We start from the raw sequence: 23,656 nt of genomic DNA on the forward strand, positions 1-23,656 counted from the left end.
GCGAACCGGCGGCGCTCAGCCGCCCGCGACGGGGTGCACGACGTCGAGCTTGTCGCCCGTCGCGAGCGCGCGCGCCGCATGCTGCGTGCGCGCGACGAAATTGCCGTTCAGCGCGACCGCGTACGGCGGACGCGCGCCGTACGCGGCGAGCGCGTCGGCCACCGTCGCGCCGTCGGGTAGCGTCAGCGTCTGTTGGTTGATCTGGATATCCATGAGGCTTGATCGAATTCGGTCGGCGGCGCGCGTCAGGCCGGCTGGCGCGCGTCGTCGCGGTGATGAAGGAGCGTCGGCCAGCGCGCGGCATCGCGCCACGCCACGAACGCGTCGGCATCGGCGAATGCACCGCCGAGCGCGGCTTGCGCGAACGCGACCGCCGCATGCGCGACTTCCGGCGCGATCATGAAGCCGTGCCGGTACAGGCCGTTGACGGCCAGCGTCGTCGCGCCGTCCCAGATCACCGCCGGGCGGTGATCGGGCAACGTCGGGCGACATTGCGCGTTCAGTTCGAGGATGCGCGCCTCGCCGAATGCCGGGTGCACGGAAAACGCCGCGCTCAGCAGCTCGAGCGCCGAGCGCACGCTGACGGGCGACATGTCCTCGCCCTCCACTTCGGTCGCGCCGATCACGTACAGGTCGTCCTGTTTCGGCGCGATGTACAGCGGATAGCGCGGATGCAGCAGGCGCACGGGCCGCGTGAGCCCGATGCCCGGCGCGCGCACGCGCGCGACTTCGCCGCGGATGCCGCGCAGCGAGGGCAGCGCGGATTTCGCGCCGAGCCCGCGACAATCGATCGTGAAATGCGCGTCGGGCCGGTTCGCGTCGTCGATCGTCGCGTGCCAGTGCAGCTCGACGCCGCGTTGCGCGAGGCCCGCCGCGAGTGCGCGCAGCGCCTGCCGGTTGTCGAGCTGCCCCTCGCGCGGCAGCATCAGGCCGCGCGGGAAGCGCCCCGCGAGCGCGGGCTCGGCCGCGTCGACCTGCGCGCCGGCAAGCGCGACGAAGCCACCGTCGAACAACTCGGCCGGTGCGTTCGCGCGCACGCGTCGCTCGAACAGCGGTGCCTCGGCGCGATCGGCCTGATGCCAGACGACGAGCGTGCCGTCTTGCTGGAAAAACACCGGTTCGGGCAGTTCCGCGAGCCATTGCGGCCAGCGCGCGAGCGATGCCGCGCCGAGCTCTGTGATCAACAGCTCGGCGCTCGCCGCCTCGGCGAGCGGCGCGAGCATCGCGGCCGCGACCCACGCGGCCGACTGCTCGCCGTCCGGGCCGCCGCGCTCGTACAGCGCGACGCGATGCCCGTCGCCCGCAAGCCGCCACGCGATCAGACGGCCGACGAGGCCGCCGCCGAGTACCGCGAAATCGGGCCGGGAAGCGTGGAGGTTCATCGCGCGCCCTCCCCGCAGATCGCGCGGGCGCGTGCGACGAACGTTGGCGCGCGCACACCGTCCCGTGCGGACGCACGCGACAGCGGATCGGGAACAGCGCAAAAGACTGAAGATTGAGCGGTCATCATTCCTTCCGTAACGCGCGACGCGCGTACCCAAAAGGACGAAACCGGCAGCAAAGGCCGGCCGGGCGGGACTCGGGCGCTGACCATGTGGGATGGCAGCCAGCGCGGCCCGGCGGGATCAGAAACTTCCCTCGCCGGTATTACCCGGATCGGGTGCGAAGGGTCTTTCTCAGCCTCGCCGCGTCGCCCGGAACTGTCCGTCGGCCGCGCTCGAAGCACCCCTGTTTCGTCGTCGGCCATTAGACCATAAAAGCGGAAAGCGCCGCAAACTGTCCCCCATGCGGCAAATTCGCCGTCGTGCCGCGCCGCTCTGGCACAATGCCCGCAGGCCGGCCGCGCGAGCGGCCGGTTGCCGCGTCACCGCCGGCCTTAAGTGCCGTTTAAGACGCCCGGGTCACCATCCGGACGCCCGCCGTCAGTCGGCACCCCGTCCCGGCATGCCGTATCGCGGCGCGCGTCCGGCCCCGCCCGGCACGCGCGCCGGCTACTCATCAGGAAGCACATGACCCAATCGATCGATCCCGTCCGCTCCGCCTCCGACGCGCCGCAGGACGAGCGCCCGGTATCCGCGTGGAGCCTCATCAAACCCTACTGGGTGTCGTCCGAATGGAAAATCGCGTGGGGGCTGCTGGTCACGATCATCGCGATCAATCTCTGCGTGGTCTGGATCAACGTCAAGCTGAACAAGTGGAACGCGCAGTTCTACAACGCGCTGCAGTCGAAGGACGTCCACGATTTCCCGAACCTGCTGATGCAGTTCTCCGCGCTCGCGTTCGGCTTCATCATCCTCGCGGTGTACGGCCGCTACCTGCGCCAGATGCTCGGGTTCCGCTGGCGCCAGTGGCTCACCGACCGCTTTCTCGGCCAGTGGCTCGGCGATCGCGCGTTCTACCGGATCGAACGCGACCGCCTCGCCGACAACCCGGACCAGCGGATCACCGACGACCTCCAGTCGTTCGCGACGACGACGCTCGCGCTGTCGCTCGATCTGCTGTCGACGGTCGTCACGCTCGTGTCGTTCATCACGATCCTGTGGTCGCTCGCCGGCGCGCTGACGTTCTCGCTCGGCGCGACGCCGATCACGATCCCCGGCTACATGGTGTGGGCGGCCGCGCTGTACGCGGTGGTCGGCTCGCTGATCATCCAGAAGGTCGGCCACCCGCTCGTGTCGATCAACTACCAGCAGCAGCGTGTCGAGGCCGACTTCCGCTTCGGGCTGATCCGCGTGCGCGAGAACGCCGAGCAGATCGCGTTCTACGACGGCGAGAAAACCGAGACCATCAACGCGCAGAGCCTGTTCACGCGCATTCGCGACAACTGGTGGCGCGTGATGAAGTACACGAAGCGCCTCACGTTCGTGCTGAGCTTCTACGGGCAGATCGCGATCATCTTCCCGCTCGTCGTCGCGGCGCCGCGCTATTTCGCGGGCGCGTTCTCGTTCGGCGTGCTGATGCAGATCTCGTCGGCGTTCGGCACCGTCAGCGATTCGTTCTCGTGGTTCATCAACAGTTACTCGACCCTGGTCGAATGGCGCGCCACCGTCAACCGTCTGCGTGAATTCAAGCGTGTGATGGGCACGTCGCACCTGAAGGAAAGCCTGTCGCCCGCGACCGAGCACGGCGGCATCAACCTGCACTACGTCGATGCCGCGAAGCTGTCGACGTCGTCGCTGAAACTCGCGCTGCCGAACGGCAACGCGCTCGCGAACATCGGCAACGTGACGATCGAACCCGGCTCGCGCTGGCTCGTGGTCGGCAAGTCGGGTTCCGGCAAGAGCACGTTCATGCGCGCGCTCGCGGGCCTGTGGCCGTTCGGTGACGGCGCGATCGACGCGCCGGTCGGCGCCCGGATGATGTTCGTGCCGCAAACCAGCTACCTGCCGATCGGCACGCTGAAGGCCGCGCTCACCTATCCGGCCGCGCCCGACGCGTTCACCGACGACGCGTGCCGCGACGCGCTGCGTGCGTGCCGCCTGGAAGACTACGTCGGGCGCCTCGACGAGACCGGCCACTGGACGCGCGTGCTGTCGCCGGGCGAACAGCAGCGTCTAGCCGGCGCGCGCGTGCTGCTGCACAAGCCCGACTTCCTGTTCCTCGACGAAGCGACGAGCGCGCTCGACGCCGACAACGAAGCGCGGCTCTATCACCTGCTCGCCGAACGGCTGCCGAAAGCCGCGATCGTCAGCATCGCGCATCGCGAATCGCTGGCCGCGTTCCACGTCGGCACGATCAACGTCGAACGCGTGAACGACAGCGACAAGGTCGCCGCGTAACCGAAGCAAAAAGGCCGACGCATACCGCGCCGGCCTTGCTCTCTTCCTCGCCCCACCCGCCTTCCCGCTACGCCCGCCCGACCGGCACCGACACGATCGGCACATGCGACACGCCGTCGTGCGACGGCCGGCTTTCAAATAACGTCAGCGCGACGAAACGCAGCGCGACCGGCCGCCCGGTCGCGCCGCCGTGCGCGGGCTGCCCGTCCGCGTCGCGCGGCAGCCGCGCGAGCGTGACGTGCGGCCTGAACGGCCGGCGGTCCGCCGGCACGCCCAGTTCGAGCAGCAGCGCGCACAAGTCGGCATTCAGCGCAGTACAGGCGGGATCGGGTGCGAGTTCCGCGACGATCAGTCTCGCGCGCGGCAGGCTCGGCCACCACGCAATCCGCTCGACCGGCTGCATCGGCAGCGCATGCGCGGCCGCGAGCGCCGGCAGGCGTGCGGCCAGCGCATCGCAACGCGCGCGTTCGATCGCGCCGATGAACGCGAGCGTCACGTGCAGTTGCGCGGGCAGCGTGCGCCGCGCGCCCCGGGTGACCGGCAGCGCGTGCAGCGCGTCGCGCGATGCCGCATCGGGCATCAGCGCGACGAACGCACGGAGCCGGTCGCCGTTCATGACTCGCGCACCGCCACACGCGCTTCGGCCACCGCATCGGCCGACACCGGCCGCTGCGGCAGCGGACCGTGCTCGCCCCACACGTCGGGCGGCAGCACGCGCGCGAGCTCGGGAATCGTGTTGCGCGTAAACACCGGATCGGCAATGCCCTGCGCGCGCTGGCGGCGATAGTCGCGCCACGCGGCATGCGCATACTTGCCGAGCGCGAGGATCGCGACCAGATTGATGATCGCCATCAGCCCCATGCTCGTATCGGCCATCGCCCATACGAGCGGCAGTTGCCCGACGCTGCCGAACATCACCATGCCGAGCACCGCGATGCGGAACAGCGGCAGCACGCCGCGCCGCTTCGTGATGAAGTCGACGTTGCCTTCCGCGTATGCGTAATTGCCGATCACCGACGAGTACGCGAAGAAGAAGATCGCAACGGCCATGTAGATGCCGCCCCAGTCGCCGACGTGGCTCGCGATCGCACGCTGCGTGAGCGCCGCGCCCTCCATGCCGGTGCCGAGTTCGTACTGGCCCGACAGCAGGATCACGAACGCGGTCGCGCTGCAGATCACGATCGTGTCGACGAACACGCCGAGCATCTGGATCAGCCCCTGCACGACCGGATGCCGCACGCTCGCAGTCGCGGCCGCGTTCGGCGCGCTGCCCATGCCGGCCTCGTTCGAGAACAACCCGCGCTTCACGCCCATCGCGACCGCCTGGCTGACCGCGTAGCCGGTCAGGCCGCCCGCCGCCTGCTCGAGCCCGAACGCACTCTTCACGATCAGCGCGATCACGCCCGGCACCAGCGCGAAGTGCGTCGCGACCGCGTAGACGGCCAGCGCGAGGTAGCCGATCGCCATGACAGGCACGATCACCTGCGCGACCGACGCGATGCGGCGAATCCCGCCGAAGATGAGCGGCGCGGTGAGCAGCACGAGGCCGAGGCCGACCGTCTCGCGGCTCCAGCCGAACGACGTATGGAACGCATCGGCGATCGCATTGGCCTGCACCGCGTTGAACACGAAGCCGAACGCGAGGATCAGCGACAGCGAGAACAGCACGCCGAAGCCGCGCGAGCGCAGGCCGGTCTGGATGTAGTACGCGGGGCCGCCGCGATAGCTGCCGTCCGGATGCGACACCTTGAAGATCTGCGCGAGCGTCGCCTCGACGAACGCCGACGACATCCCGACGAGCGCCGTCATCCACATCCAGAAGATCGCGCCCGGCCCGCCGACCGTCAGCGCGACCGCGACACCGGCGATGTTGCCGGTACCCACGCGGCTCGCGAGCCCGGTCGCGAACGCCTGGAACGACGAGATGCTGCCCGGCTCACCCTTGCTGCCGACCAGTTTGATGCTGAGGAACAGCGCCTTCAGCTGGATCATCCGGAACCGCAACGTGAACCATGCGCCCACGCCGAGCAGCAGCGCGATCAGCACGTAGTTCCACAGCACACCGTTGACGGCGTCGATCAGCTCTTGTACGAATGCTTCCATTCAGAGTCCTTGTAAATGGGGTCGGTCAAATGCGGCGGCCGCGCGAACGCGGCCAGCGGGCGATGATATGACAGTTCCAAGGAATATTACAAAATGAAAGAATTCGGGATCGCGGAGAATCAACGTCCGATGTGATCAGGTTAGGCGACGCTTCGGGGCGGTGCGGGGGGATGCGACGGGGGGCGCGGCGCGACGAGTACATGGCCGGGGCTTGCGTCATGCCCCGGATCCCGGCTCTTTGTCACACGGTGAGCCTGGCTCGGCGAGCAGCGATCCCGAGCGGAAATACCGTAGCGGGCGAGTCGCGATCTTTGACACCCGAAAACAGTCGCAAAATTGATTCGCCAAACAGAAATGGCGATAAAAAAAGAAACTATTATTTAAGCAGATTTTCCCTACCTGTAAATCACGCCCCCCCTTAGAAGCGCCCGATCTCGAAAAAATAGAAATAAACCGGGCGAATCTGATGTCGTTTATTGCGATACTGGTTAATTACCGCAAAATAATTCACCCGTCGACGACGCGCATGCATCTGAGTCAGTCGGCACGGGTCGCCGCGGGCATCCTCTGCCCGCGGCGACCGCAAACAATTCTTATGCTCGTAGCGATTGCGGCGCTCTTTCGGCGACTGCCTGGAAGGCATGAACCGGCGTCCATTGTTGTGCGTGGGTGCCGTTGTAGGGGTATGCCCAGACGAGGTTGTTGGCTTGCAGACTATCGTAATGATCGTCGATCACAAGGCCGGTGTTAGCGAGTGACGTGATGTAACCGGGGCGAATGGAGATGCTCCACCGCTGCGAAGGCGCTCCCGTGAACGGGCGCAGGACCAGCGGGGTTTCGGGGGCGACCTTGCCGTCCGCGAAATCGACCGCCAGCTTGCCTCCGCCGTTCGAATCGCTGAAATCCAGAATGATGAAGCCATGGGTGGGATCGTAGTCCCACAGGGTCTGCACATTCGGGTCGGTGAAGTAGCGAAGTTGCACCGGGGCATTAGGGCCGATCACACTGCCGTTGGTGTTGTTTTGGGCGACACCGAGGACGCGCGTCGGATCCTGCGTGAACTGAAACGACATCGATATATACGCCATGATTTTCTCCAGAGGGTGTGAAAACCAGATCGTTCAATATGCCCGAATTAATCGGACAAAAATCACTATAGGCGGCAGCAGACCCCGATTCAACGCTCATTACGAGATAAATATCGATATTTTTGTTTTTATAAATGATCAATTTAATTGATGCCGAATGAATTGTTGGCTGATCACGGAAAATCTCCGCCAACCCAGTCGTCCCGGACTCGCGCCCCATAAAAAAACCGGGCGCCCTTTCGGACGCCCGGTTTTCTTCGAAACCCGCTCGCGCGCTTCAGCTCAGCGCGGCAGTTCCGAATGCCCCATCAGGTACGCATCGACCGAGCGCGCGCACTGGCGGCCTTCGCGGATCGCCCAGACGACGAGCGACTGGCCGCGGCGCATGTCGCCTGCCGCGAACACCTTGTCGACCGACGTGTAGTACGAGCGATCGCCTTCGGTCGCCGCGCGCGCGTTGCCGCGTGCGTCCTTCGCGACGCCGAACGCCTCGAGCACGGTGGCTGCCGGCTGCGTGAAGCCCATCGCGAGCAGCACCAGGTCGGCCTTCATCTCGAACTCGGAGCCCGGCACTTCCTGCATCTTGCCGTCCTTCCATTCGACGCGTACCGCGATCAGCTTCTCGACCTTGCCGTTCTTGCCTTCGAGACGCTTGGTCGCAACCGCCCAGTCACGCTCGCAGCCTTCCTCGTGCGACGACGACGTGCGCAGCTTGATCGGCCAGTACGGCCACACGAGCGGCTTGTTTTCCTCTTCCGGCGGCTGCGGCAGCAGCTCGAACTGCGTGACCTGCTTCGCGCCGTGACGGTTCGACGTGCCGACGCAGTCCGAACCCGTATCGCCGCCACCGATCACGATCACGTGCTTGCCCTTCGCGAGCAGCTGGTCGACGAGCTTGTCGCCCGCGTTCACGCGGTTCTGCTGCGGCAGGAAGTCCATCGCGAAATGCACGCCGGCGAGCTCGCGGCCCGGCACCGGCAGGTCGCGCGGCGTTTCCGACCCGCCCGCGATCACGACCGCGTCGAATTCTTCCTTCAGCTTCTCCGGCGAAATGGTTTCCTTCGCCATGTTGCCGATCGAGTCCGGCAGCGCGTCCTTGCCGATGAACACGCTGGTGCGGAACGTCACGCCTTCCGCTTCCATCTGGCGCATGCGGCGATCGATCAGCCACTTCTCGAGCTTGAAGTCGGGGATCCCGTAACGCAGCAGGCCGCCGATGCGGTCGTTCTTCTCGAACACCGTCACGTCGTGGCCGGCGCGCGCGAGCTGCTGCGCGGCCGCGAGACCCGCGGGGCCGGAACCGACGACCGCGACCTTCTTGCCCGTCTTGTGCTCGGCCGGCAGCGGCTTCACCCAGCCTTCCGCCCAGGCCTTGTCGATGATCGCGTGCTCGATCGACTTGATGCCGACCGGATCGTCGTTGATCCCGAGCGTGCAGGCTGCCTCGCACGGGGCCGGGCAGATGCGGCCCGTGAACTCGGGGAAGTTGTTGGTCGAATGCAGGACTTCGATCGCCTGCTGCCAGTCCTGGCGGTAAACGAGATCGTTGAAGTCCGGGATGATGTTGTTGACCGGGCAGCCGTTGTTGCAGAACGGGATGCCGCAGTCCATGCAGCGCGCGCCCTGGACCTTCGCGTCCGCGTCGGTCAGCGCCGCGACGAATTCCTTGTAGTGCTTCACGCGCGTGAGCGGTGCTTCGTACGCCTCGTGGCGGCGTTCGAACTCCAGAAAACCGGTTGCCTTGCCCATAAGGTGCTCTTCTGTTCGGTGTATCGGGTGGGGGAGCCGCGCGCGGCAATCATGCGCGCGCGGCATTCGCTATGTCGTTCGTCGCTCAGGCGGCCAGCACTTCCTTCGCCGCCTTCTTCGCACCGATCTCGCCCAGCGCGCGCTTGTATTCGTGCGGGAACACCTTCACGAACTGGCGGCGCGCCGCGTCCCAGTTTTCCAGCAGCGACTTCGCGCGCGGCGAACCCGTGAACTGGAAATGACGCTCGACGAGCCCCTTGAGCAACGCTTCGTCCGTCGTGCCCTCATGCCAGAGCGCGCGGTCGACCGTGCGCTCCTGCTCGGCCTGCTGCAGCACCGGCTCGAGCGCGACCATCGACTTGTTGCACTTCGCCGCGAACGTGCCTTCCGGATCGTAGATGTACGCGAGACCGCCCGACATGCCGGCCGCGAAGTTGCGCCCGGTTTCGCCGAGCACGACGACCGTGCCGCCCGTCATGTATTCGCAACCGTGGTCGCCCGTGCCTTCGACGACCGCCGTCGCGCCCGAGTTACGCACGCAGAAGCGCTCGCCCGCGACGCCGCGGAAGAACGATTCGCCTTCGATCGCGCCGTACATCACCGTGTTGCCGCAGATGATGTTTTCCTCGGACTTGCCGCGGAAGTCGTTGGTCGGACGGATGATGATCCGGCCGCCCGACAGGCCCTTGCCGACGTAGTCGTTGCCGTCGCCGACGAGGTCGAGCGTCACGCCCTTCGCGAGGAACGCGCCGAAGCTCTGGCCGGCCGTGCCCTTCAGCTGGATGTGCACCGCGTCGTCGGCCAGGCCGTCGTGGCCGTGCTTCTTCGCGATCACGCCCGACAGCATCGCGCCGACCGTGCGGTTCACGTTGCGCACCGGCTGGATGAACGACACGTGCTCGCCGTTCTCGATCGCGGCCTTCGCCTTCTCGATCAGCACGTGGTCGAGCGCGCGCTCGAGGCCGTGATCCTGCACGTCGACATGGCGGCGTGCCACGTCCTCGCACTCTTCCGGCTGGTAGAACACGCGCGAGAAGTCGAGGCCCTTCGCCTTCCAGTGCTCGATGCCCTTGCGGGTGTCGAGCAGGTCGGCGCGGCCGATCAGGTCGTCGAACTTCGCGATGCCGAGCTGCGCCATGATCTCGCGCACTTCCTCGGCGACGAAGAAGAAGTAGTTCACGACGTGCTCGGGCTGGCCCTTGAACTTCGCACGCAGCACCGGATCCTGCGTCGCGACGCCGACCGGGCACGTGTTCAGGTGGCACTTGCGCATCATGATGCAGCCCTCGACGACGAGCGGCGCCGTCGCGAAGCCGAATTCGTCCGCGCCAAGCAGCGCGCCGATCACGACGTCCCGGCCCGTCTTCATCTGGCCGTCAGCCTGCACGCGGATGCGGCCGCGCAGGCGGTTCAGCACCAGCGTCTGCTGCGTCTCGGCGAGGCCGAGTTCCCACGGCGTGCCCGCATGCTTGACCGACGACAGCGGCGATGCGCCCGTGCCGCCGTCATGGCCGGCGATCACGACGTGATCGGCCTTCGCCTTCGCGACACCGGCCGCGACCGTGCCGACGCCGACTTCCGACACCAGCTTCACCGAGATGCTCGAGCTCGGGTTCACGTTCTTCAGGTCGTGGATCAGCTGCGCCAGATCCTCGATCGAGTAGATGTCGTGGTGCGGCGGCGGCGAGATCAGGCCGACGCCCGGCACCGAGTAACGCAGCTTGCCGATGTATTCCGACACCTTGTGGCCGGGCAGCTGGCCGCCTTCGCCCGGCTTCGCGCCCTGCGCCATCTTGATCTGGATCTGGTCGGCCGATGCCAGGTACTCGGCGGTGACACCGAAGCGGCCCGACGCGACCTGCTTGATCTTCGAGCGCAGCGAATCGCCGTCCTTCAGCGGAATGTCGCTGACGATCTCGTCGCCGATCACCGACTTCAGCGTCTCGCCCGACTTGATCGGAATGCCGCGCAGTTCGTTGCGGTAGCGCTTCTCGTCCTCGCCGCCTTCGCCGGTGTTGGACTTGCCGCCGATACGGTTCATCGCGATCGCGAGCGTCGCGTGCGCTTCGGTGCTGATCGAACCGAGCGACATCGCGCCCGTCGCAAAGCGCTTGACGATGTCCTTCGCCGGCTCGACGTCGTCGATCGGGATGGCCTTGGTCGGCTCGACCTTGAACTCGAACAGGCCGCGGAACGTCATGTGACGCTTGGTCTGGTCGTTGATCAGGTGCGCGTATTCCTTGTACGTCTGGTACGAGTTGCTGCGCGTCGCGTGCTGGAGCTTCGCGATCGAGTCCGGCGTCCACATGTGGTCTTCGCCGCGCACGCGGTATGCGTACTCGCCGCCCGCGTCGAGCATGTCGCGCAGGACCGGGTTGTCGCCGAACGCATCGCGATGCAGGCGGATCGCCTCTTCCGCGACTTCGAACAGGCCGATGCCGCCGACCTTCGATGCCGTGCCCTTGAAGTACTTCTCGACGAGGTCGCTCGACAGGCCGAGCGCTTCGAAGATCTGCGCGCCCGTGTACGACATGTACGTCGAGATGCCCATCTTCGACATCACCTTCTGCAGGCCCTTGCCGACCGCCTTCGTGAAGTTGTAGACGGCCTTCTCCGGCGACAGGTCGCCCGGCAGGCCTTCCGCCATCTTCGCGAGCGTTTCCATCGCGAGGTACGGGTGCACGGCTTCCGCGCCGTAGCCCGCGAGCAGCGCGAAATGGTGCGTCTCACGCGCCGAGCCCGTTTCGACGACGAGGCCCGTGCTCGTGCGCAGCCCTTGCTGGACGAGGTGCGTGTGGATCGCCGACGTGGCGAGCAGCGCCGGAATCGCGACGTGCTCGGCGTCCGTCTTGCGGTCCGACACGATCAGCATGTTGTAGCCCGACTTGACCGCGTCGACGGCTTCCGCGCACAGCGACGCGAGACGTGCCTCGATGCCTTCCTTGCCCCATGCGACCGGATAGCAGATGTTCAGTTCGTATGCGCTGAACTTGCCGCCCGTGTACTGGTCGATCGCGCGGATCTTCGCGATGTCCTTGAAGTCGAGCACCGGCTGCGACACTTCGAGACGCATCGGCGGGTTGATGTTGTTCGTGTCGAGCAGGTTCGGCTTCGGGCCGATGAACGACACGAGCGACATGACCATGTTCTCGCGGATCGGGTCGATCGGCGGGTTCGTGACCTGGGCGAACAGCTGCTTGAAGTAGTGATAGAGCGTCTTGTTCTTGTTCGACATCACCGCGAGCGGCGAGTCGTTGCCCATCGAGCCGACGGCTTCCTCGCCCTGCTGCGCCATCGGCGCCATCAGGAACTTCAGGTCTTCCTGCGTGTAGCCGAACGCCTGCTGGCGATCGAGCAGCGCCGCGCCCTGCGTGCGGCCGGCCGCGACGTCCTCGGCCTTCGGCTCGATCTCGTCGAGCTTGATGCGCACGGCGTCGATCCAGCTCTTGTACGGCTTCGCGTTCGCGAGGTTGTCCTTGAGCTCCTTGTCGTCGATGATGCGGCCGTGTTCCATGTCGATCAGGAACATCTTGCCCGGTTGCAGGCGCCACTTCTTGACGATCTTCGATTCGGGGATCGGCAGCGTGCCGGCTTCCGACGCCATGATGACGAGGTCGTCGTCGGTCACGATGTAGCGCGCCGGGCGCAGGCCGTTGCGGTCGAGCGTCGCGCCGATCTGGCGGCCGTCGGTGAACGCGATCGCGGCGGGGCCGTCCCACGGCTCCATCATCGCGGCGTGGTATTCGTAGAACGCGCGGCGGTTCTCATCCATCAGCGTGTGCTGTTCCCAGGCTTCCGGGATCATCATCATCACCGCGTGCACGAGCGGGTAGCCGGCCATCACCAGCAGTTCGAGACAGTTGTCGAACGACGCGGTGTCCGACTGGCCCGGGTAGATCAGCGGCCACAGCTTCGGCAGGTCGTCGGCGAGCACGTGCGACGCGATCGCGCCGGTACGCGCGTTCAGCCAGTTCACGTTGCCCTTCACGGTGTTGATCTCGCCGTTGTGCGCGATCATCCGGTACGGGTGAGCCAGCTCCCATGCCGGGAACGTGTTGGTCGAGAAGCGCTGGTGCACGAGCGCGAGCGCCGACACGACGCGCTCGTCCTGCAGGTCGCGGTAGTACACGCCGACCTGGCCCGCCAGCAGCAGCCCCTTGTAGACGATCGTGCGCGCCGACATCGACGGCACGAAGTATTCCTTGCCGTGCTTGAGCTTCAGCGCCTGGATGCGGTGGCTCGCGGTCTTGCGGATCACGTACAGCTTCCGCTCGAGCGCGTCCGTCACCATGATGTCCTTGCCGCGCCCGATGAAGATCTGGCGGATCAGCGGCTCGCTCGCCTTCACGGTCGGCGAGATCGGCATCGCATGGTCGACCGGCACGTCGCGCCAGCCGAGCACGACCTGACCTTCTGCCCGCACCGTCCGCTCGAGCTCCTGCTCGCACGCGAGACGCGACGCATTTTCCTTCGGCAGGAAGATCATCCCGACCCCGTATTCGCCGGCAGGCGGCAGCGTCACGCCCTGCTTCGACATTTCCTCGCGATAGAACGCGTCCGGAATCTGGATCAGGATGCCGGCGCCGTCGCCCATCAGCGGATCGGCACCGACCGCGCCACGGTGATCGAGGTTCTCCAGGATCTTCAGACCCTGCTGAATGATCTCGTGGCTCTTCTTGCCCTTGATGTGAGCGACGAAGCCGACGCCGCAGGCGTCGTGTTCGTTTTGCGGGTCGTACAGACCTTGTGCGGCGGGCACCGCGGCGAGCGGCTGCTGGTGGTCGTTCATGGGGACACCGTCGTAAAGGGGCCGCGAGGGCCGTTGAACCATTTTTTGTTGCCGTCGATCCCGCTCCCGACGGGAGACGGCACGGCCGACAGTGGTTGGGCGAGCTTCACCCGGGCCACCGGAATTCGGAATATACGCGACGAATCAAAGGAATAGCAACAAAAACCGCTTGATCGAACCCCAATTAAACACATGCTCCGATCTGGTGCCGTTTTATTGGGGCCGTATCGTTTTGGTGCAAAAAGAAGCGGCGCCCGCAGCGCCGCCCCTGATCCGCCTTTCCCGCGTTACTGCTGGATCGGCGGGGTGTTTTCACGCACCTTTCTGGGGCGTCCACGCGGCAGCGGCGACACGCGGCGGTTCGCGGTGCGCGCCGCCCATTCTCGGTAGTTCTCGCCGCCGAGCACCCACCCCTTCAGCGTCGCCTGCTGGAGCTGGTCGGCCTGCCGCTCGTCGAGCGGCTGCTCGCAGAGCTCCTTGTATGCGCGTTGACGATCGAACGGCGTGTTGCCGAGCGCCCAGTAGAGCGGATGGTCGGTGATCAGGCTGTCGACGGTGAGCCCGACGTGGTGCCGGTAGCTCGACCAGCGATAGGCGTCAGGGGTCGCGACCAGTTGCGAGCGCACCGGGCTCATCTCGACCACGCGGCTCGCGAGCAGGAAATAGCGCTCGCCTTCGATCACGGTCGCGCGATAGCGGCCTTCCCACAAGGTGCCGCGACGCGAATAACGTCGGTTGAAATGCGCGACGTAGCGGCGACCGACCGCCTGCATCGCCTTCGGCAGGCTTGCCTCGTCGCTCGGCGTCACGAGGAGCTGCACCTGGCGCGGCAGCAGCACGTAGGCATGCACCGAAAGGTGGTGATCGCGTGCCGCGGCCTTCAGACAATCGATGAAGAGTTCGTAGTCCTGGTCGTCGACGAACGCGGGTTGCTGATCCAGGCCGCGCAGTATCACGTGCTGCGGCTGGTCGGGAACGTAGAGTCGTGCTAACCGTGCCATGCTGAATGTCCGTTTGAACGCGTTAGGAAATACCCGAAGGTCCGAAATTGCGCACCTGCGTAGAATGCCAATCCCGGCGGGGCGCGGAAGCGTACGGTCGTACTAATCCTAGGGTGAAAACTCTAACTTACGAGCTTGTTTGGTTTTAAACGCAGTCGTCATAATGAGCACGCCTTAAATCGGAGGAGACACAATGAATCGAAAACTGGCCATTACGGGGGCTGCAGCGCTCGCTTTCACGTTTGCGGGCGGTACGGCACAAGCACAATCCGCAGGTGATTTCTACGTCAGCACCGGCTGGTTCCACCTGTCGCCGCAGGACAGCAGCGATCCGTTGTTCCTGTACCGCGTCGGCGGCACGCCCATCAACCAATCGATTCCCAACACCGGCGCCGGCATCAACGACGCCGATACGCTTGGGCTCGCCGCTGGCTACTTCGTCACCGACCACATCTCCACCGAGCTCGTCATGGGGATACCGCCGAAGTTCGACATCACCGGCAAGGGTCAGTTCGAAAAGTTCGGCGTACTCGGCCGTGCGTACCAGTGGAGCCCCGCCGTATTGCTTCGCTATCACTTCAACGACGCCAACGCGAAGTTCCGCCCGTATGTCGGCGTCGGCGCGACGTATGTCTGGTTCACCGGCGCAAAGATCACGAACAGCAGCTTCGAGAACGGCGTGCTCGGCGGCCCGACCAGTGCCACGACCAGCAACCAGTGGGCGCCCGTGCTCAACGCCGGCTTCACGTACAACTTCACGAAGCACTGGTTCGGGGGCCTGTCGATCTCGTACATCCCGGTCAGCGTGACCGCGACCTTCACGACCGCCCGCCGGACGCCGGTCGGCACCCTGACCGAAACCTCGAAAGCGAAGATCTCGCTCAACCCGATCGTCACGTACCTGAACGTCGGCTACCGCTTCTAAGCGTAGTCGAATATTTGGGGAATGGTTAATCCTGCTGCAATTTGTAGCGGATTTTTCGTGACGTAACGTCTCCTCGATGCAAAACGCCCCGGCGGAAGTCCTGCCGGGGCGTCGTTTTTTTGTCTCAGGGTTTTCCCGTACCCGCCATCGCACGGGACGGGTCGCTACGCGATGTCGTCCAGCGCATCGGGGCCGATCAGGTCGATCCGGTCCGTGCAGACCGCATCGACGCCCCAGCGCACGAGTTCGCGCGCCCTTGCGAGATCGTTGACCGTGTAGACCAGGATGCGCAGCCCGGCCGCCTTGATCGCGCGCACGAGCGGTTCGTCGAGCGCCTTGTGGCTCGCATGCAACGATACGCAGCCGAGCGCGCCGACGACCTGCGCGTGCCAGTCGTCCGGCACCGCCTCGTACAGCATCCCGCGCGGCAGCGCCGGTGCGCTTGTGCGCGCCTGTTGCAGTGCGTCGAACGAGAACGACGACAGCAGCGGCGGCACGGCCGCGCCGTGCCAGTACGCGGCCGCATCGGCCGCCACCCGCCGCCCCGTATCGCGCTCGCGGCCCGCGCACGGCTTGATCTCGACGTTCGCCGCCAGCCCGTGCGCGATGCAGCGCGCCGCCGCCGCCTCGAGCGTCGGCATCCGCTCCCCCGCGAAACGCGCGTCGAACCAGGCGCCGGCGTCGAGCGCGGCCAGCGCCGCGTAGCGCATGCCCGCTGCCGGCCCGCTGCCGTTCGACGTGCGGTCGACCGTGTCGTCGTGCAGCAGGAAGCTCACGTCGTCGGCGGACAGCTTCGCGTCGAACTCGACCATCCGGTGACCGCGCCGCGCGCCTTCGTCGAACGCGGCGAGCGTGTTCTCCGGCGCGAGCGTGCCGCCGCCGCGATGGGCGACGACGCGCGGATAAGGCCAGTCGGTACGGAAAGTCATCGTGCGCCTCTCAGCGGGTTCGTCAGGGTCAGCCGGCACGCTTGCCGGTCTCGGGATCGAAGAAGTGCAGCCGATGCGCGGGCAGCGCGGCGGCCAGCGCCGTGCCGCGCGCTGGACGATCCGCGTGCGGCAGGCGCACCGCGACGTCGTGGTTGCCCCAGCGGCCGTGCGCGAGGTTGTCCGCGCCGAGCAGCTCGCACGAGTCGACCGGCAGCGTCGCCTGCGCGACACCCGGCTGCGGCGTCATGTGCTCCGGCCGCACGCCGAGCACCCATTCGCGTCCCGTGGCGATCACGGTGCCGATGCCGGGCGCGCCGGCAACCGGCAGCGCCGGGCCGCCGCCCGCGACCGTGAACGTCGCGCCGTCGTCGGACAGCCGGCCGTGCATCAGGTTCATCGCCGGCGAGCCGATGAAGCCCGCGACGAACACCGTCGCCGGCTTCTCGTACACGTCGACCGGCGCGCCGATCTGCTCCGCATAACCGCGGTTCATCACGATCACGCGCTGTGCAAGCGTCATCGCCTCGATCTGATCGTGCGTCACGTACACGCTCGTCGTCGCGAGCCGCGCATGGAGCCGCTGGATCTCCAGCCGCATCTGCACGCGCAGCTTCGCGTCGAGGTTCGACAGCGGCTCGTCGAACAGGAACACCGACGGCTCGCGCACGATCGCGCGCCCCATCGCGACGCGCTGCCGCTGGCCGCCCGACAGCTCGCGCGGCCGCCGCGCGAGCAGCGGCTCGAGTTCGAGGATCTTCGCGGCCGCGGCCACCCGCGCGTCGATCGTCGCGCGCTCGATGCCGCGGATCTTCAGCCCGTAGCCCATGTTCTGCGCAACCGTCATGTGCGGATACAGCGCGTAATTCTGGAACACCATCGCGATGTCGCGATCCTTCGGCTCCAGCGCGTTGACCACGCGCTCGCCGATCGCGATCTCGCCGTCCGTCACCGTCTCGAGCCCCGCGATCATCCGCAGCAGCGTCGACTTGCCGCAGCCCGACGGGCCGACCAGCACGATGAATTCGCCGTCGGCGATCTCCACGTCGATGCCATGCAGCACATGCTGCTTGCCGTCGTAGGATTTCCTGACGCCCTTCAAGCTCAGCGCAGCCATACCTGGTCCTTCTCCCGGTTACCGTCCGTGGTTCATTTCTCGGAATCGACGAGGCCGCGCACGAACCAGCGCTGCATCGCCAGCACGACGACGAGCGGCGGAATCATCGCCAGCAGCGTCGCCGCCATTACGTATTGCCACTCGGTCGCGGCGTCGCCGCTCGCGATCATCGTCTTGATGCCCACCACCGCCGTCGACAGCGACGCCTCCGTCGTGATCAGGATCGGCCACAGATACTGGTTCCAGCCGTAGATGAACGTGATCACGAACAGCGCCGCGATGCTCGTCTTCGACAGCGGCAGCACCACGTCCCAGAAAAAGCGCAGCGGCCCCGCGCCGTCGATGCGCGCGGCGTCCATCAGTTCGTCGGGCAGCGTCATGAAGAACTGGCGGAACAGGAACGTCGCGGTCGCCGACGCGATCAGTGGCAGCGAAAGCCCCGCGTATGTATTCGTCAGGTGCAGCGTCGACACGACCTGCACGGTCGGGAAGATCCGCACCTCGACCGGCAGCATCAGCGTGATGAAGATCAACCAGAACGCGGTGTTGCGGAACGGAAAGCGGAAATAGACGATCGCGTACGCGGACAGGATCGACACCGCGATCTTGCCGACCGCGATCCCGAGCGCCATCACGAGGCTGTTGACGAGCAGCCGGCCGAACGGCGCCGTCGTGCCGCCGCTGCCGTGCCCCCAGATGTAAGCGATGTTCTCCAGCAGGTGTGTGCTCGGCACCAGCGACAGCGGGATCGTGAACACTTCCTGCGCGTTCATCGTCGCCGCACAGAACGCGACGTAGACCGGAAACACGATCAGCACGACGCCCGCGATCAACACCGCGTGGCAGAACAGGTCGAAGCCCTTGCGATTTTCGATCATGCGTATTGCACCCTTCGTTCGACGAAGCGGAACTGGATCACCGTCAGGCCGACGACGATGATCATCAGCACGACCGACTGCGCGCCCGAACTGCCGATGTCGAGGCCCTGGAAGCCCTCCGTGAAGATCTTGTAGATCAGCGTTTTCGTGCTTTGCGCGGGGCCGCCGGCGGTGGCCGCGTCGATCACCGGGAACGTGTCGAAGAACGCGTAGACGAGGTTCACGACCAGCAGGAAGAAGCTCGTCGGCGACAGCAGCGGCAGCACGATGTTGAAGAAGCGCCGCACCGGCCCGGCGCCGTCGATCGCCGCCGCCTCGATCAGCGAGCGCGGAATCGCCTGCAGCCCCGCGTAGAAGAACAGGAAGTTGTAGCTCACCTGCTTCCACACCGACGCGAGCACGACGAGAAACATCGCCTGGCCGCCGTTCAGTGCGTGATTCCAGACGATGCCGCCTTTCGCGAGCGCATAGGTGACGAGCCCGATGCTCGGGTTGAACAGGAACGCCCACAGCACGGCCGCGATCGTCGGCGCGACCGCGTACGGCCAGATCAGCAGCGTGCGGTACACGCGCGCGCCGCGGATCACGCGGTCGGCGCACGCGGCGAGCAGCAGCGACACGACGAGCCCGCTGACCGTGACGAGCGAGCTGAACACCAGCGTCGTGCGGAACGAGTCGAGGTACAGCGGATCGGCGAACAGGTGCGTGAAGTTCGCGAAGCCGACGAATTCACTCGACGTGCCGAATGCATCCTGCATCTGCGTCGACTGCCACAGCGCGACGCCGGCCGGCCACAGGAAGAATACGGCGGTGATCGCGAGCTGCGGCGCGATGAGCAGGTACGGCAGCAGGCTCGCGCCGAAACGGGAACGGGATTGCATCGCGGGCATCCGGTCAGACGAAACGGGAAAGGAACCGCGCCGCCGGCCCCCCGCTCGCATATGCGACGCGGCGGCCGGCGGCACGAACGCGATGCGGGATCAGCCGCCCGACTTCTCGAAGCGGCGCAGCAGCTCGTCGCCGCGCGAGGCCGCCGAATCGAGCGCGTCCTTCGGCGACTTCTTCTGCGCCCAGACCTGCTCCAGTTCCTCGTCGACGACCGTGCGGATCTGCGGCATGTTGCCGAGACGCAGCCCCTTCGTGTAGGGCAGCGGCGGCTTGTTCATCATCTGCTTGATCGCAGTTTCCGCGCTCGGGTTCTTCGCATAGAAGCCCTGCTGGCGCGTGAGGTCGTACGCGGCCGTCGTGACCGGCAGGTAGCCGGTTTCCTGGTGCCACTTCGCGGCGATCGGCGGCGAGGCCAGAAACGCGAGGAATTTCGCGACGCCCTTGTAGGTCGCCGGATCCTTGCCGCCCAGCACCCACAGGCTCGCGCCGCCGATGATCGCGTTCTGCGGCGCGCCCTTCACGTTCGCGTCGTACGGCATCATGCCGGTGCCGTAGCTGAACTTCGCGAACTTCTGCACGTTCGCGAGCGCGCCCGACGACGTCGTCAGGATCCCGCAGTCGCCGCTGTAGAACTTCGCGGACGCTTCGTCCTTGCGACCCGCATACGTGAACGTGCCGTCCTTCTGCATCTGCTGCAGGAACGCGATGTGCGCGATCTGCTGCGGCTTGTTGAATTCGAGCACCGCGTCGGTGCCGTCGAAGCCGTTGTTGCGGCTCGCGAACGGCAGCGCATGCCACGCGCTGTAGTTCTCGAGCTGGATCCAGCCTTGCCAGCCGGTCGTGAAGCCGCACGTCATCCCGGACTTGCGCAGCTTCTCCGCGGCGGCCTGCACGTCGGCCCACGTCTTCGGCGGCTGGTTCGGATCGAGCCCGGCCTTCTTGAACGCATCCTTGTTGTAGTACAGCACCGGCGTCGAGCTGTTGAACGGCATCGACACGAGATGGCCCGTCTTCGCATCGCTGTAGTAGCTCGCGATGGTCGGCACGAACGCCTTTTCGTCGAGCGGCACGCCGGCCTGCTTGAACACGTCGTACACCGGCACGACGGCCTTCTTCGCCTGCATCATCGTCGCGGTGCCGACTTCGTAGACCTGGAGGATCGCCGGCGCGTTGCCGCTGCGATAGGCAGCGATGCCCGCCGCGAGGGCCTGGTCGTAAGTGCCCTTGAACACCGGCACGATCTTGTAGTCGCTCTGCGATGCGTTGAACTGCGTGGCGAGTTCATTCACGCGCTCGCCCAGCGCCGACTCCATCGCATGCCAGAACTGGATCTCCGTCACGGCGAACGCCGCATGCTGCACACCGAACATCAACGCGCCGCCCAGCGCGATCGAGCGAATCATGGTCCCCGCGGGCTTCTTCTTCATCGACCTCTCTCCTATGAAAACGTTACCAACAGCGTGTGCAACATTCCCGTCGCCATTGAACCGGCGAAGTCTAGTGATCGTTTGTGACAGTCAGTTGTCGTTGATGACGAACAGGCGCTGATATTCCTTCAGCGCGAAGCGGTCGGTCATGCCGGCGATGTAGTGCGCGACGAGGCGCGGCTGCTGCGCGTCGTCGTCCGACTGGTACGGCGGCGGCAGCAGGCGCGGATCGTCGATGAACGCGTCGAACAGCCCGGTGACGACGCGCTGCGCCTTGTTCGCCATGCGCATCACCTTGTAGTGGCGATACAGGTTCTTGAAGAGGAAACGCTTGAGGGCGGCCGCCTGCGCGGCGATCGCCTCGCTGTGCGCGACGAGCTGCGGCGCGGCGCGCACGTCGTCGAGCGACGCGGGTGCGACGCGCGCGAGATTGCGCGTGGTCTCGTCGATCAGGTCGACGATCAGCGTGTTGATGATGCGGCGCACCGTCTCGTGGACGAGGCGGCGGCCTTCCAGATGCGGGAATTCGGCGAGCGCGGCGTCGTAGTGGCGCTGCCACAGCTCGACTTCGGCGAGCTGCTCGATCGTGATCAGGCCGGAGCGCAGGCCGTCGTCGACGTCGTGGTTGTTGTACGCGATTTCGTCCGCGATGTTCGCGAGCTGCGCTTCCAGCGACGGCTGGCGGCCCTGCAGGAAGCGCTCGCCGAGCGCGCCGAGCTTGCGCGCGTTCTCGCGCGAGCAGTGCTTGAGGATGCCTTCGCGCGTCTCGAAGCACAGGTTCAGGCCGTTGAACGCGCCGTAATGCTCCTCGAGTTCATCGACCACGGCCAGGCTCTGCAGGTTGTGCTCGAAGCCGCCATGCTCGCGCATGCACGCGTTCAGCGCGTCCTGCCCGGCATGGCCGAACGGCGTATGACCGAGATCGTGCGCGAGCGAGATCGCTTCGACGAGATCCTCGTTGAGCCGCAGGTTGCGCGCGACCGAACGCGCGATCTGCGCGACTTCGAGGCTGTGCGTGAGGCGCGTGCGGAACAGGTCGCCCTCGTGATTGACGAAGACCTGCGTCTTGTATTCGAGCCGGCGGAACGCGGTGGAATGAACGATGCGGTCGCGGTCGCGCTGGAACTCGGTGCGCGCCGCCGGCGGTGTTTCGTGATGGCGGCGGCCGCGCGACTGCGACGCGTGGGCGGCATACGGAGCGAGATGGGCTTCCAGCGCCGCCAGCGTCGGCGGCTCGGCCAGCGCCGCGACGGATGCGCGGCCGGCTTTGGACGGTTTGCTGCTGGATGTCTCGCTCACGTCTCCTCCATGTCAGGGGCGCCGGGGCATCCGGGGCGCCGTTACCGGGTCGTCTGCGCCAGCGTGGCGAACACGGCTTCGTCGGGCGCCTGGGTGATCAGCGTATCGCCGAATCGCTTCAGCAGGATGAACTTGATCGCACCGGCTTCGGCCTTCTTGTCGACGCGCATCAGGTCCATGTAGCGCGCATCGCCGAGCGCCGGCCCGCGGACCGGCAGGTGCGCGGCGGCGATCACCGCATCGAGCCGCTGCCGCGACGCTTCGTCGAGAAGGCCGAGCCGCACCGACAGGTCGCCCGCCATCACCATCCCGCAGCCGACCGCTTCGCCGTGCAGCCACTCGCCGTAGCCGAGCCCGGCCTCGATCGCATGACCGAACGTATGGCCGAAATTCAGGATCGCGCGCAGCCCGCCTTCGCGTTCGTCGGCCGCGACCACGCTCGCCTTGATCTCGCACGAGCGCTTCACCGCATGCGCGAGCGCGGCCGGCTCGCGGCGGTTCAGCGCATCGACGTTCGCCTCGATCCAGTCGAAGAATGCCGCATCGGCGATCGCGCCCGTCTTGATGACCTCGGCCACGCCGGCCGCCAGCTCGCGATCGGGCAGCGTGGTCAGCGCGCCGATATCGGCGATCACGGCCTGCGGCTGATAGAACGCGCCGATCATGTTCTTGCCGAGCGGGTGGTTGATGCCCGTCTTGCCGCCGACCGACGAATCGACCTGCGACAGCAGCGTCGTCGGCACCTGGATGAACGGCACGCCGCGCATGTAGCAGGCGGCGGCGAAGCCGGTCATGTCGCCGATCACGCCGCCGCCGAGTGCGACGAGCGTCGTCTTGCGGTCGGCGCGCTCGGTCAGCAGGCCGTCGAAGATCAGGTTCAGCGTTTCCCAGTTCTTGTAGGCTTCGCCGTCCGGCAGCACGACCGTCGACACGCGCTTGCCGAGCGGCGCGAGCGCCGCGCGCAGCGCGTCGCCGTAGAGCGGATCGACCGTCGTGTTCGTAACGATCGTGACCGACGAACCGGTGATGTGAGGAGCGAACAGCTCGGTGCGGCCGATCAGGCCGGCACCAATGTGAATCGGGTAGGCGCGGTCGCCCAGATCGACGTTGACGGTAATCATGCTTGTAGCGGCTTGGCGACGACGCCTGCCAGTTCGAGTTGCATCAGCACCATGTTGACGAGGCCGTTGACCGACGGACGGCCGGTCTCGATGATGAAGTCCGCGCATTCGCGGTACAGCGGATCGCGGACTTCGTAGAGCGCTTCGAGACGCGCCTTCGGATCGTCGGTCTGCAACAGCGGGCGGTTCTTGTCCTTGCGCGTGCGCAGCCACAGATCGTGCGGATTGGCGCGCAGATAGATGACGATGCCGTTGCCTTTCAGGCAATCGCGATTTTCGGGGCGCAGCACCGCCCCGCCGCCCGTCGCGAGCACGATGTTCTCGCGCTGCGTCAGATCGGCGATCACCTGCGATTCGCGATCGCGAAACCCGGCCTCGCCCTCCATCTCGAAGATCACCGGAATGCGCGCACCCGTGCGGGCCTCGATTTCGTGGTCGGAGTCGAAGAACGTCCTGTCGAGCCGGCGCGCGACCGCACGGCCCACGGTGGTCTTACCCGCTCCCATAAGGCCGACGAAAAATACGTTTGCGTGTGGGTCCCGCGCTTGCAACGGCTTCCTCTGCTT

The 23,656-nt window shown here is 66.2% G+C and carries 18 protein-coding genes and 1 riboswitch; of the genes, 2 read left to right on the top strand and 16 right to left on the bottom strand.

Annotated elements, in window-relative coordinates; genetic code table 11:
* Window positions 1-15: 15 nt before the first annotated feature.
* Together thiS and ACV22W_RS24320 are read right to left on the bottom strand one after the other, a co-directional pair.
* Window positions 16-213, bottom strand: a complete 198-nt coding sequence (gene thiS / locus ACV22W_RS24315) for a sulfur carrier protein ThiS (protein WP_014898319.1) — start codon at window positions 211-213, stop codon at window positions 16-18.
* A gap of 32 nt (window positions 214-245) precedes the next feature.
* Window positions 246-1,382 carry an FAD-dependent oxidoreductase gene (locus ACV22W_RS24320; RefSeq protein WP_448022225.1) on the bottom strand — a complete coding sequence of 379 codons (1,137 nt, stop codon included), beginning with the start codon at window positions 1,380-1,382 and terminating at the stop codon, window positions 246-248.
* Window positions 1,383-1,616: 234 nt separating this feature from the next.
* A riboswitch (TPP riboswitch) is annotated at window positions 1,617-1,740 on the bottom strand.
* A 269-nt stretch (window positions 1,741-2,009) separates the two neighbouring features.
* Here ACV22W_RS24320 and ACV22W_RS24325 point away from each other — a divergent pair.
* Window positions 2,010-3,779 (top strand): ABC transporter ATP-binding protein/permease, encoded by a 1,770-nt coding sequence (locus ACV22W_RS24325; protein WP_448022226.1) that lies wholly within the window; start codon window positions 2,010-2,012, stop codon window positions 3,777-3,779.
* Between the two features lie 67 nt (window positions 3,780-3,846).
* Here ACV22W_RS24325 and thpR read toward each other — a convergent pair whose 3' ends face one another.
* The 6 genes from thpR to ACV22W_RS24355 form a co-directional block, all read right to left on the bottom strand.
* A complete protein-coding gene (gene thpR, locus ACV22W_RS24330) occupies window positions 3,847-4,395 on the bottom strand; it encodes an RNA 2',3'-cyclic phosphodiesterase (RefSeq protein ID WP_448022227.1) in 549 nt (182 codons plus the stop codon).
* On the bottom strand, window positions 4,392-5,882 hold the full coding sequence (locus ACV22W_RS24335) for an alanine/glycine:cation symporter family protein (RefSeq protein WP_448022228.1): 1,491 nt from the start codon (window positions 5,880-5,882) through the stop codon (window positions 4,392-4,394). The genes thpR and ACV22W_RS24335 overlap by 4 nt, the downstream gene beginning before the upstream one ends.
* Window positions 5,883-6,475: 593 nt before the next feature.
* The gene (locus ACV22W_RS24340) at window positions 6,476-6,970 is read right to left on the bottom strand and encodes an RICIN domain-containing protein (protein WP_448022229.1); all 495 of its coding nucleotides are present in this window, start codon (window positions 6,968-6,970) and stop codon (window positions 6,476-6,478) included.
* A gap of 282 nt (window positions 6,971-7,252) precedes the next feature.
* Window positions 7,253-8,719 (bottom strand): glutamate synthase subunit beta, encoded by a 1,467-nt coding sequence (locus ACV22W_RS24345; protein WP_448022230.1) that lies wholly within the window; start codon window positions 8,717-8,719, stop codon window positions 7,253-7,255.
* A gap of 85 nt (window positions 8,720-8,804) precedes the next feature.
* Window positions 8,805-13,508, bottom strand: coding sequence for a glutamate synthase-related protein (locus ACV22W_RS24350; RefSeq protein ID WP_448022231.1), 4,704 nt, complete (start codon window positions 13,506-13,508; stop codon window positions 8,805-8,807).
* Window positions 13,509-13,795: 287 nt separating this feature from the next.
* The gene (locus ACV22W_RS24355) at window positions 13,796-14,509 is read right to left on the bottom strand and encodes a transposase (RefSeq protein WP_040143092.1); all 714 of its coding nucleotides are present in this window, start codon (window positions 14,507-14,509) and stop codon (window positions 13,796-13,798) included.
* A gap of 193 nt (window positions 14,510-14,702) precedes the next feature.
* Here ACV22W_RS24355 and ACV22W_RS24360 point away from each other — a divergent pair, with 193 nt between their 5' ends.
* Complete coding sequence (locus tag ACV22W_RS24360) at window positions 14,703-15,434, top strand: OmpW/AlkL family protein (RefSeq protein ID WP_448022232.1); 732 nt, start codon at window positions 14,703-14,705, stop codon at window positions 15,432-15,434.
* Between the two features lie 164 nt (window positions 15,435-15,598).
* Here ACV22W_RS24360 and ugpQ read toward each other — a convergent pair whose 3' ends face one another.
* From ugpQ to ACV22W_RS24400, 8 genes are all read right to left on the bottom strand, one after another.
* Window positions 15,599-16,363 (bottom strand): glycerophosphodiester phosphodiesterase, encoded by a 765-nt coding sequence (gene ugpQ / locus ACV22W_RS24365; RefSeq protein WP_448022233.1) that lies wholly within the window; start codon window positions 16,361-16,363, stop codon window positions 15,599-15,601.
* A 28-nt stretch (window positions 16,364-16,391) separates the two neighbouring features.
* Complete coding sequence (locus ACV22W_RS24370; RefSeq protein WP_448022234.1) at window positions 16,392-17,477, bottom strand: sn-glycerol-3-phosphate import ATP-binding protein UgpC; 1,086 nt, start codon at window positions 17,475-17,477, stop codon at window positions 16,392-16,394.
* Window positions 17,478-17,509: 32 nt separating this feature from the next.
* Window positions 17,510-18,355 carry a sn-glycerol-3-phosphate ABC transporter permease UgpE gene (ugpE, locus tag ACV22W_RS24375; protein WP_059820880.1) on the bottom strand — a complete coding sequence of 282 codons (846 nt, stop codon included), beginning with the start codon at window positions 18,353-18,355 and terminating at the stop codon, window positions 17,510-17,512.
* Window positions 18,352-19,236 (bottom strand): sn-glycerol-3-phosphate ABC transporter permease UgpA, encoded by an 885-nt coding sequence (ugpA, locus tag ACV22W_RS24380; protein ID WP_057924841.1) that lies wholly within the window; start codon window positions 19,234-19,236, stop codon window positions 18,352-18,354. Before ugpA ends, ugpE begins: the two co-directional genes overlap by 4 nt.
* Before the next feature lie 99 nt (window positions 19,237-19,335).
* On the bottom strand, window positions 19,336-20,670 hold the full coding sequence (gene ugpB, locus ACV22W_RS24385; protein WP_448022235.1) for a sn-glycerol-3-phosphate ABC transporter substrate-binding protein UgpB: 1,335 nt from the start codon (window positions 20,668-20,670) through the stop codon (window positions 19,336-19,338).
* Between the two features lie 90 nt (window positions 20,671-20,760).
* The gene (locus ACV22W_RS24390) at window positions 20,761-21,969 is read right to left on the bottom strand and encodes a deoxyguanosinetriphosphate triphosphohydrolase (RefSeq protein WP_448022236.1); all 1,209 of its coding nucleotides are present in this window, start codon (window positions 21,967-21,969) and stop codon (window positions 20,761-20,763) included.
* A 41-nt stretch (window positions 21,970-22,010) separates the two neighbouring features.
* Window positions 22,011-23,090, bottom strand: a complete 1,080-nt coding sequence (aroB, locus tag ACV22W_RS24395) for a 3-dehydroquinate synthase (RefSeq protein ID WP_059692381.1) — start codon at window positions 23,088-23,090, stop codon at window positions 22,011-22,013.
* The gene (locus ACV22W_RS24400; protein ID WP_082750778.1) at window positions 23,087-23,641 is read right to left on the bottom strand and encodes a shikimate kinase; all 555 of its coding nucleotides are present in this window, start codon (window positions 23,639-23,641) and stop codon (window positions 23,087-23,089) included. Before ACV22W_RS24400 ends, aroB begins: the two co-directional genes overlap by 4 nt.
* Between the last annotated feature and the right edge of the window lie 15 nt (window positions 23,642-23,656).

The sequence above is a fragment of the Burkholderia sp. AW49-1 genome (genome assembly GCF_053427845.1).

Coding starts and splice junctions, on each gene's coding strand:
- thiS (WP_014898319.1), bottom strand. CDS start 213: ATGGATATCCAGATCAACCAACAGACGCTGACGCTACCCGACGGCGCG.
- ACV22W_RS24320 (WP_448022225.1), bottom strand. CDS start 1,382: ATGAACCTCCACGCTTCCCGGCCCGATTTCGCGGTACTCGGCGGCGGC.
- ACV22W_RS24325 (WP_448022226.1), top strand. CDS start 2,010: ATGACCCAATCGATCGATCCCGTCCGCTCCGCCTCCGACGCGCCGCAG.
- thpR (WP_448022227.1), bottom strand. CDS start 4,395: ATGAACGGCGACCGGCTCCGTGCGTTCGTCGCGCTGATGCCCGATGCG.
- ACV22W_RS24335 (WP_448022228.1), bottom strand. CDS start 5,882: ATGGAAGCATTCGTACAAGAGCTGATCGACGCCGTCAACGGTGTGCTG.
- ACV22W_RS24340 (WP_448022229.1), bottom strand. CDS start 6,970: ATGGCGTATATATCGATGTCGTTTCAGTTCACGCAGGATCCGACGCGC.
- ACV22W_RS24345 (WP_448022230.1), bottom strand. CDS start 8,719: ATGGGCAAGGCAACCGGTTTTCTGGAGTTCGAACGCCGCCACGAGGCG.
- ACV22W_RS24350 (WP_448022231.1), bottom strand. CDS start 13,508: ATGAACGACCACCAGCAGCCGCTCGCCGCGGTGCCCGCCGCACAAGGT.
- ACV22W_RS24355 (WP_040143092.1), bottom strand. CDS start 14,509: ATGGCACGGTTAGCACGACTCTACGTTCCCGACCAGCCGCAGCACGTG.
- ACV22W_RS24360 (WP_448022232.1), top strand. CDS start 14,703: ATGAATCGAAAACTGGCCATTACGGGGGCTGCAGCGCTCGCTTTCACG.
- ugpQ (WP_448022233.1), bottom strand. CDS start 16,363: ATGACTTTCCGTACCGACTGGCCTTATCCGCGCGTCGTCGCCCATCGC.
- ACV22W_RS24370 (WP_448022234.1), bottom strand. CDS start 17,477: ATGGCTGCGCTGAGCTTGAAGGGCGTCAGGAAATCCTACGACGGCAAG.
- ugpE (WP_059820880.1), bottom strand. CDS start 18,355: ATGATCGAAAATCGCAAGGGCTTCGACCTGTTCTGCCACGCGGTGTTG.
- ugpA (WP_057924841.1), bottom strand. CDS start 19,236: ATGCAATCCCGTTCCCGTTTCGGCGCGAGCCTGCTGCCGTACCTGCTC.
- ugpB (WP_448022235.1), bottom strand. CDS start 20,670: ATGAAGAAGAAGCCCGCGGGGACCATGATTCGCTCGATCGCGCTGGGC.
- aroB (WP_059692381.1), bottom strand. CDS start 23,090: ATGATTACCGTCAACGTCGATCTGGGCGACCGCGCCTACCCGATTCAC.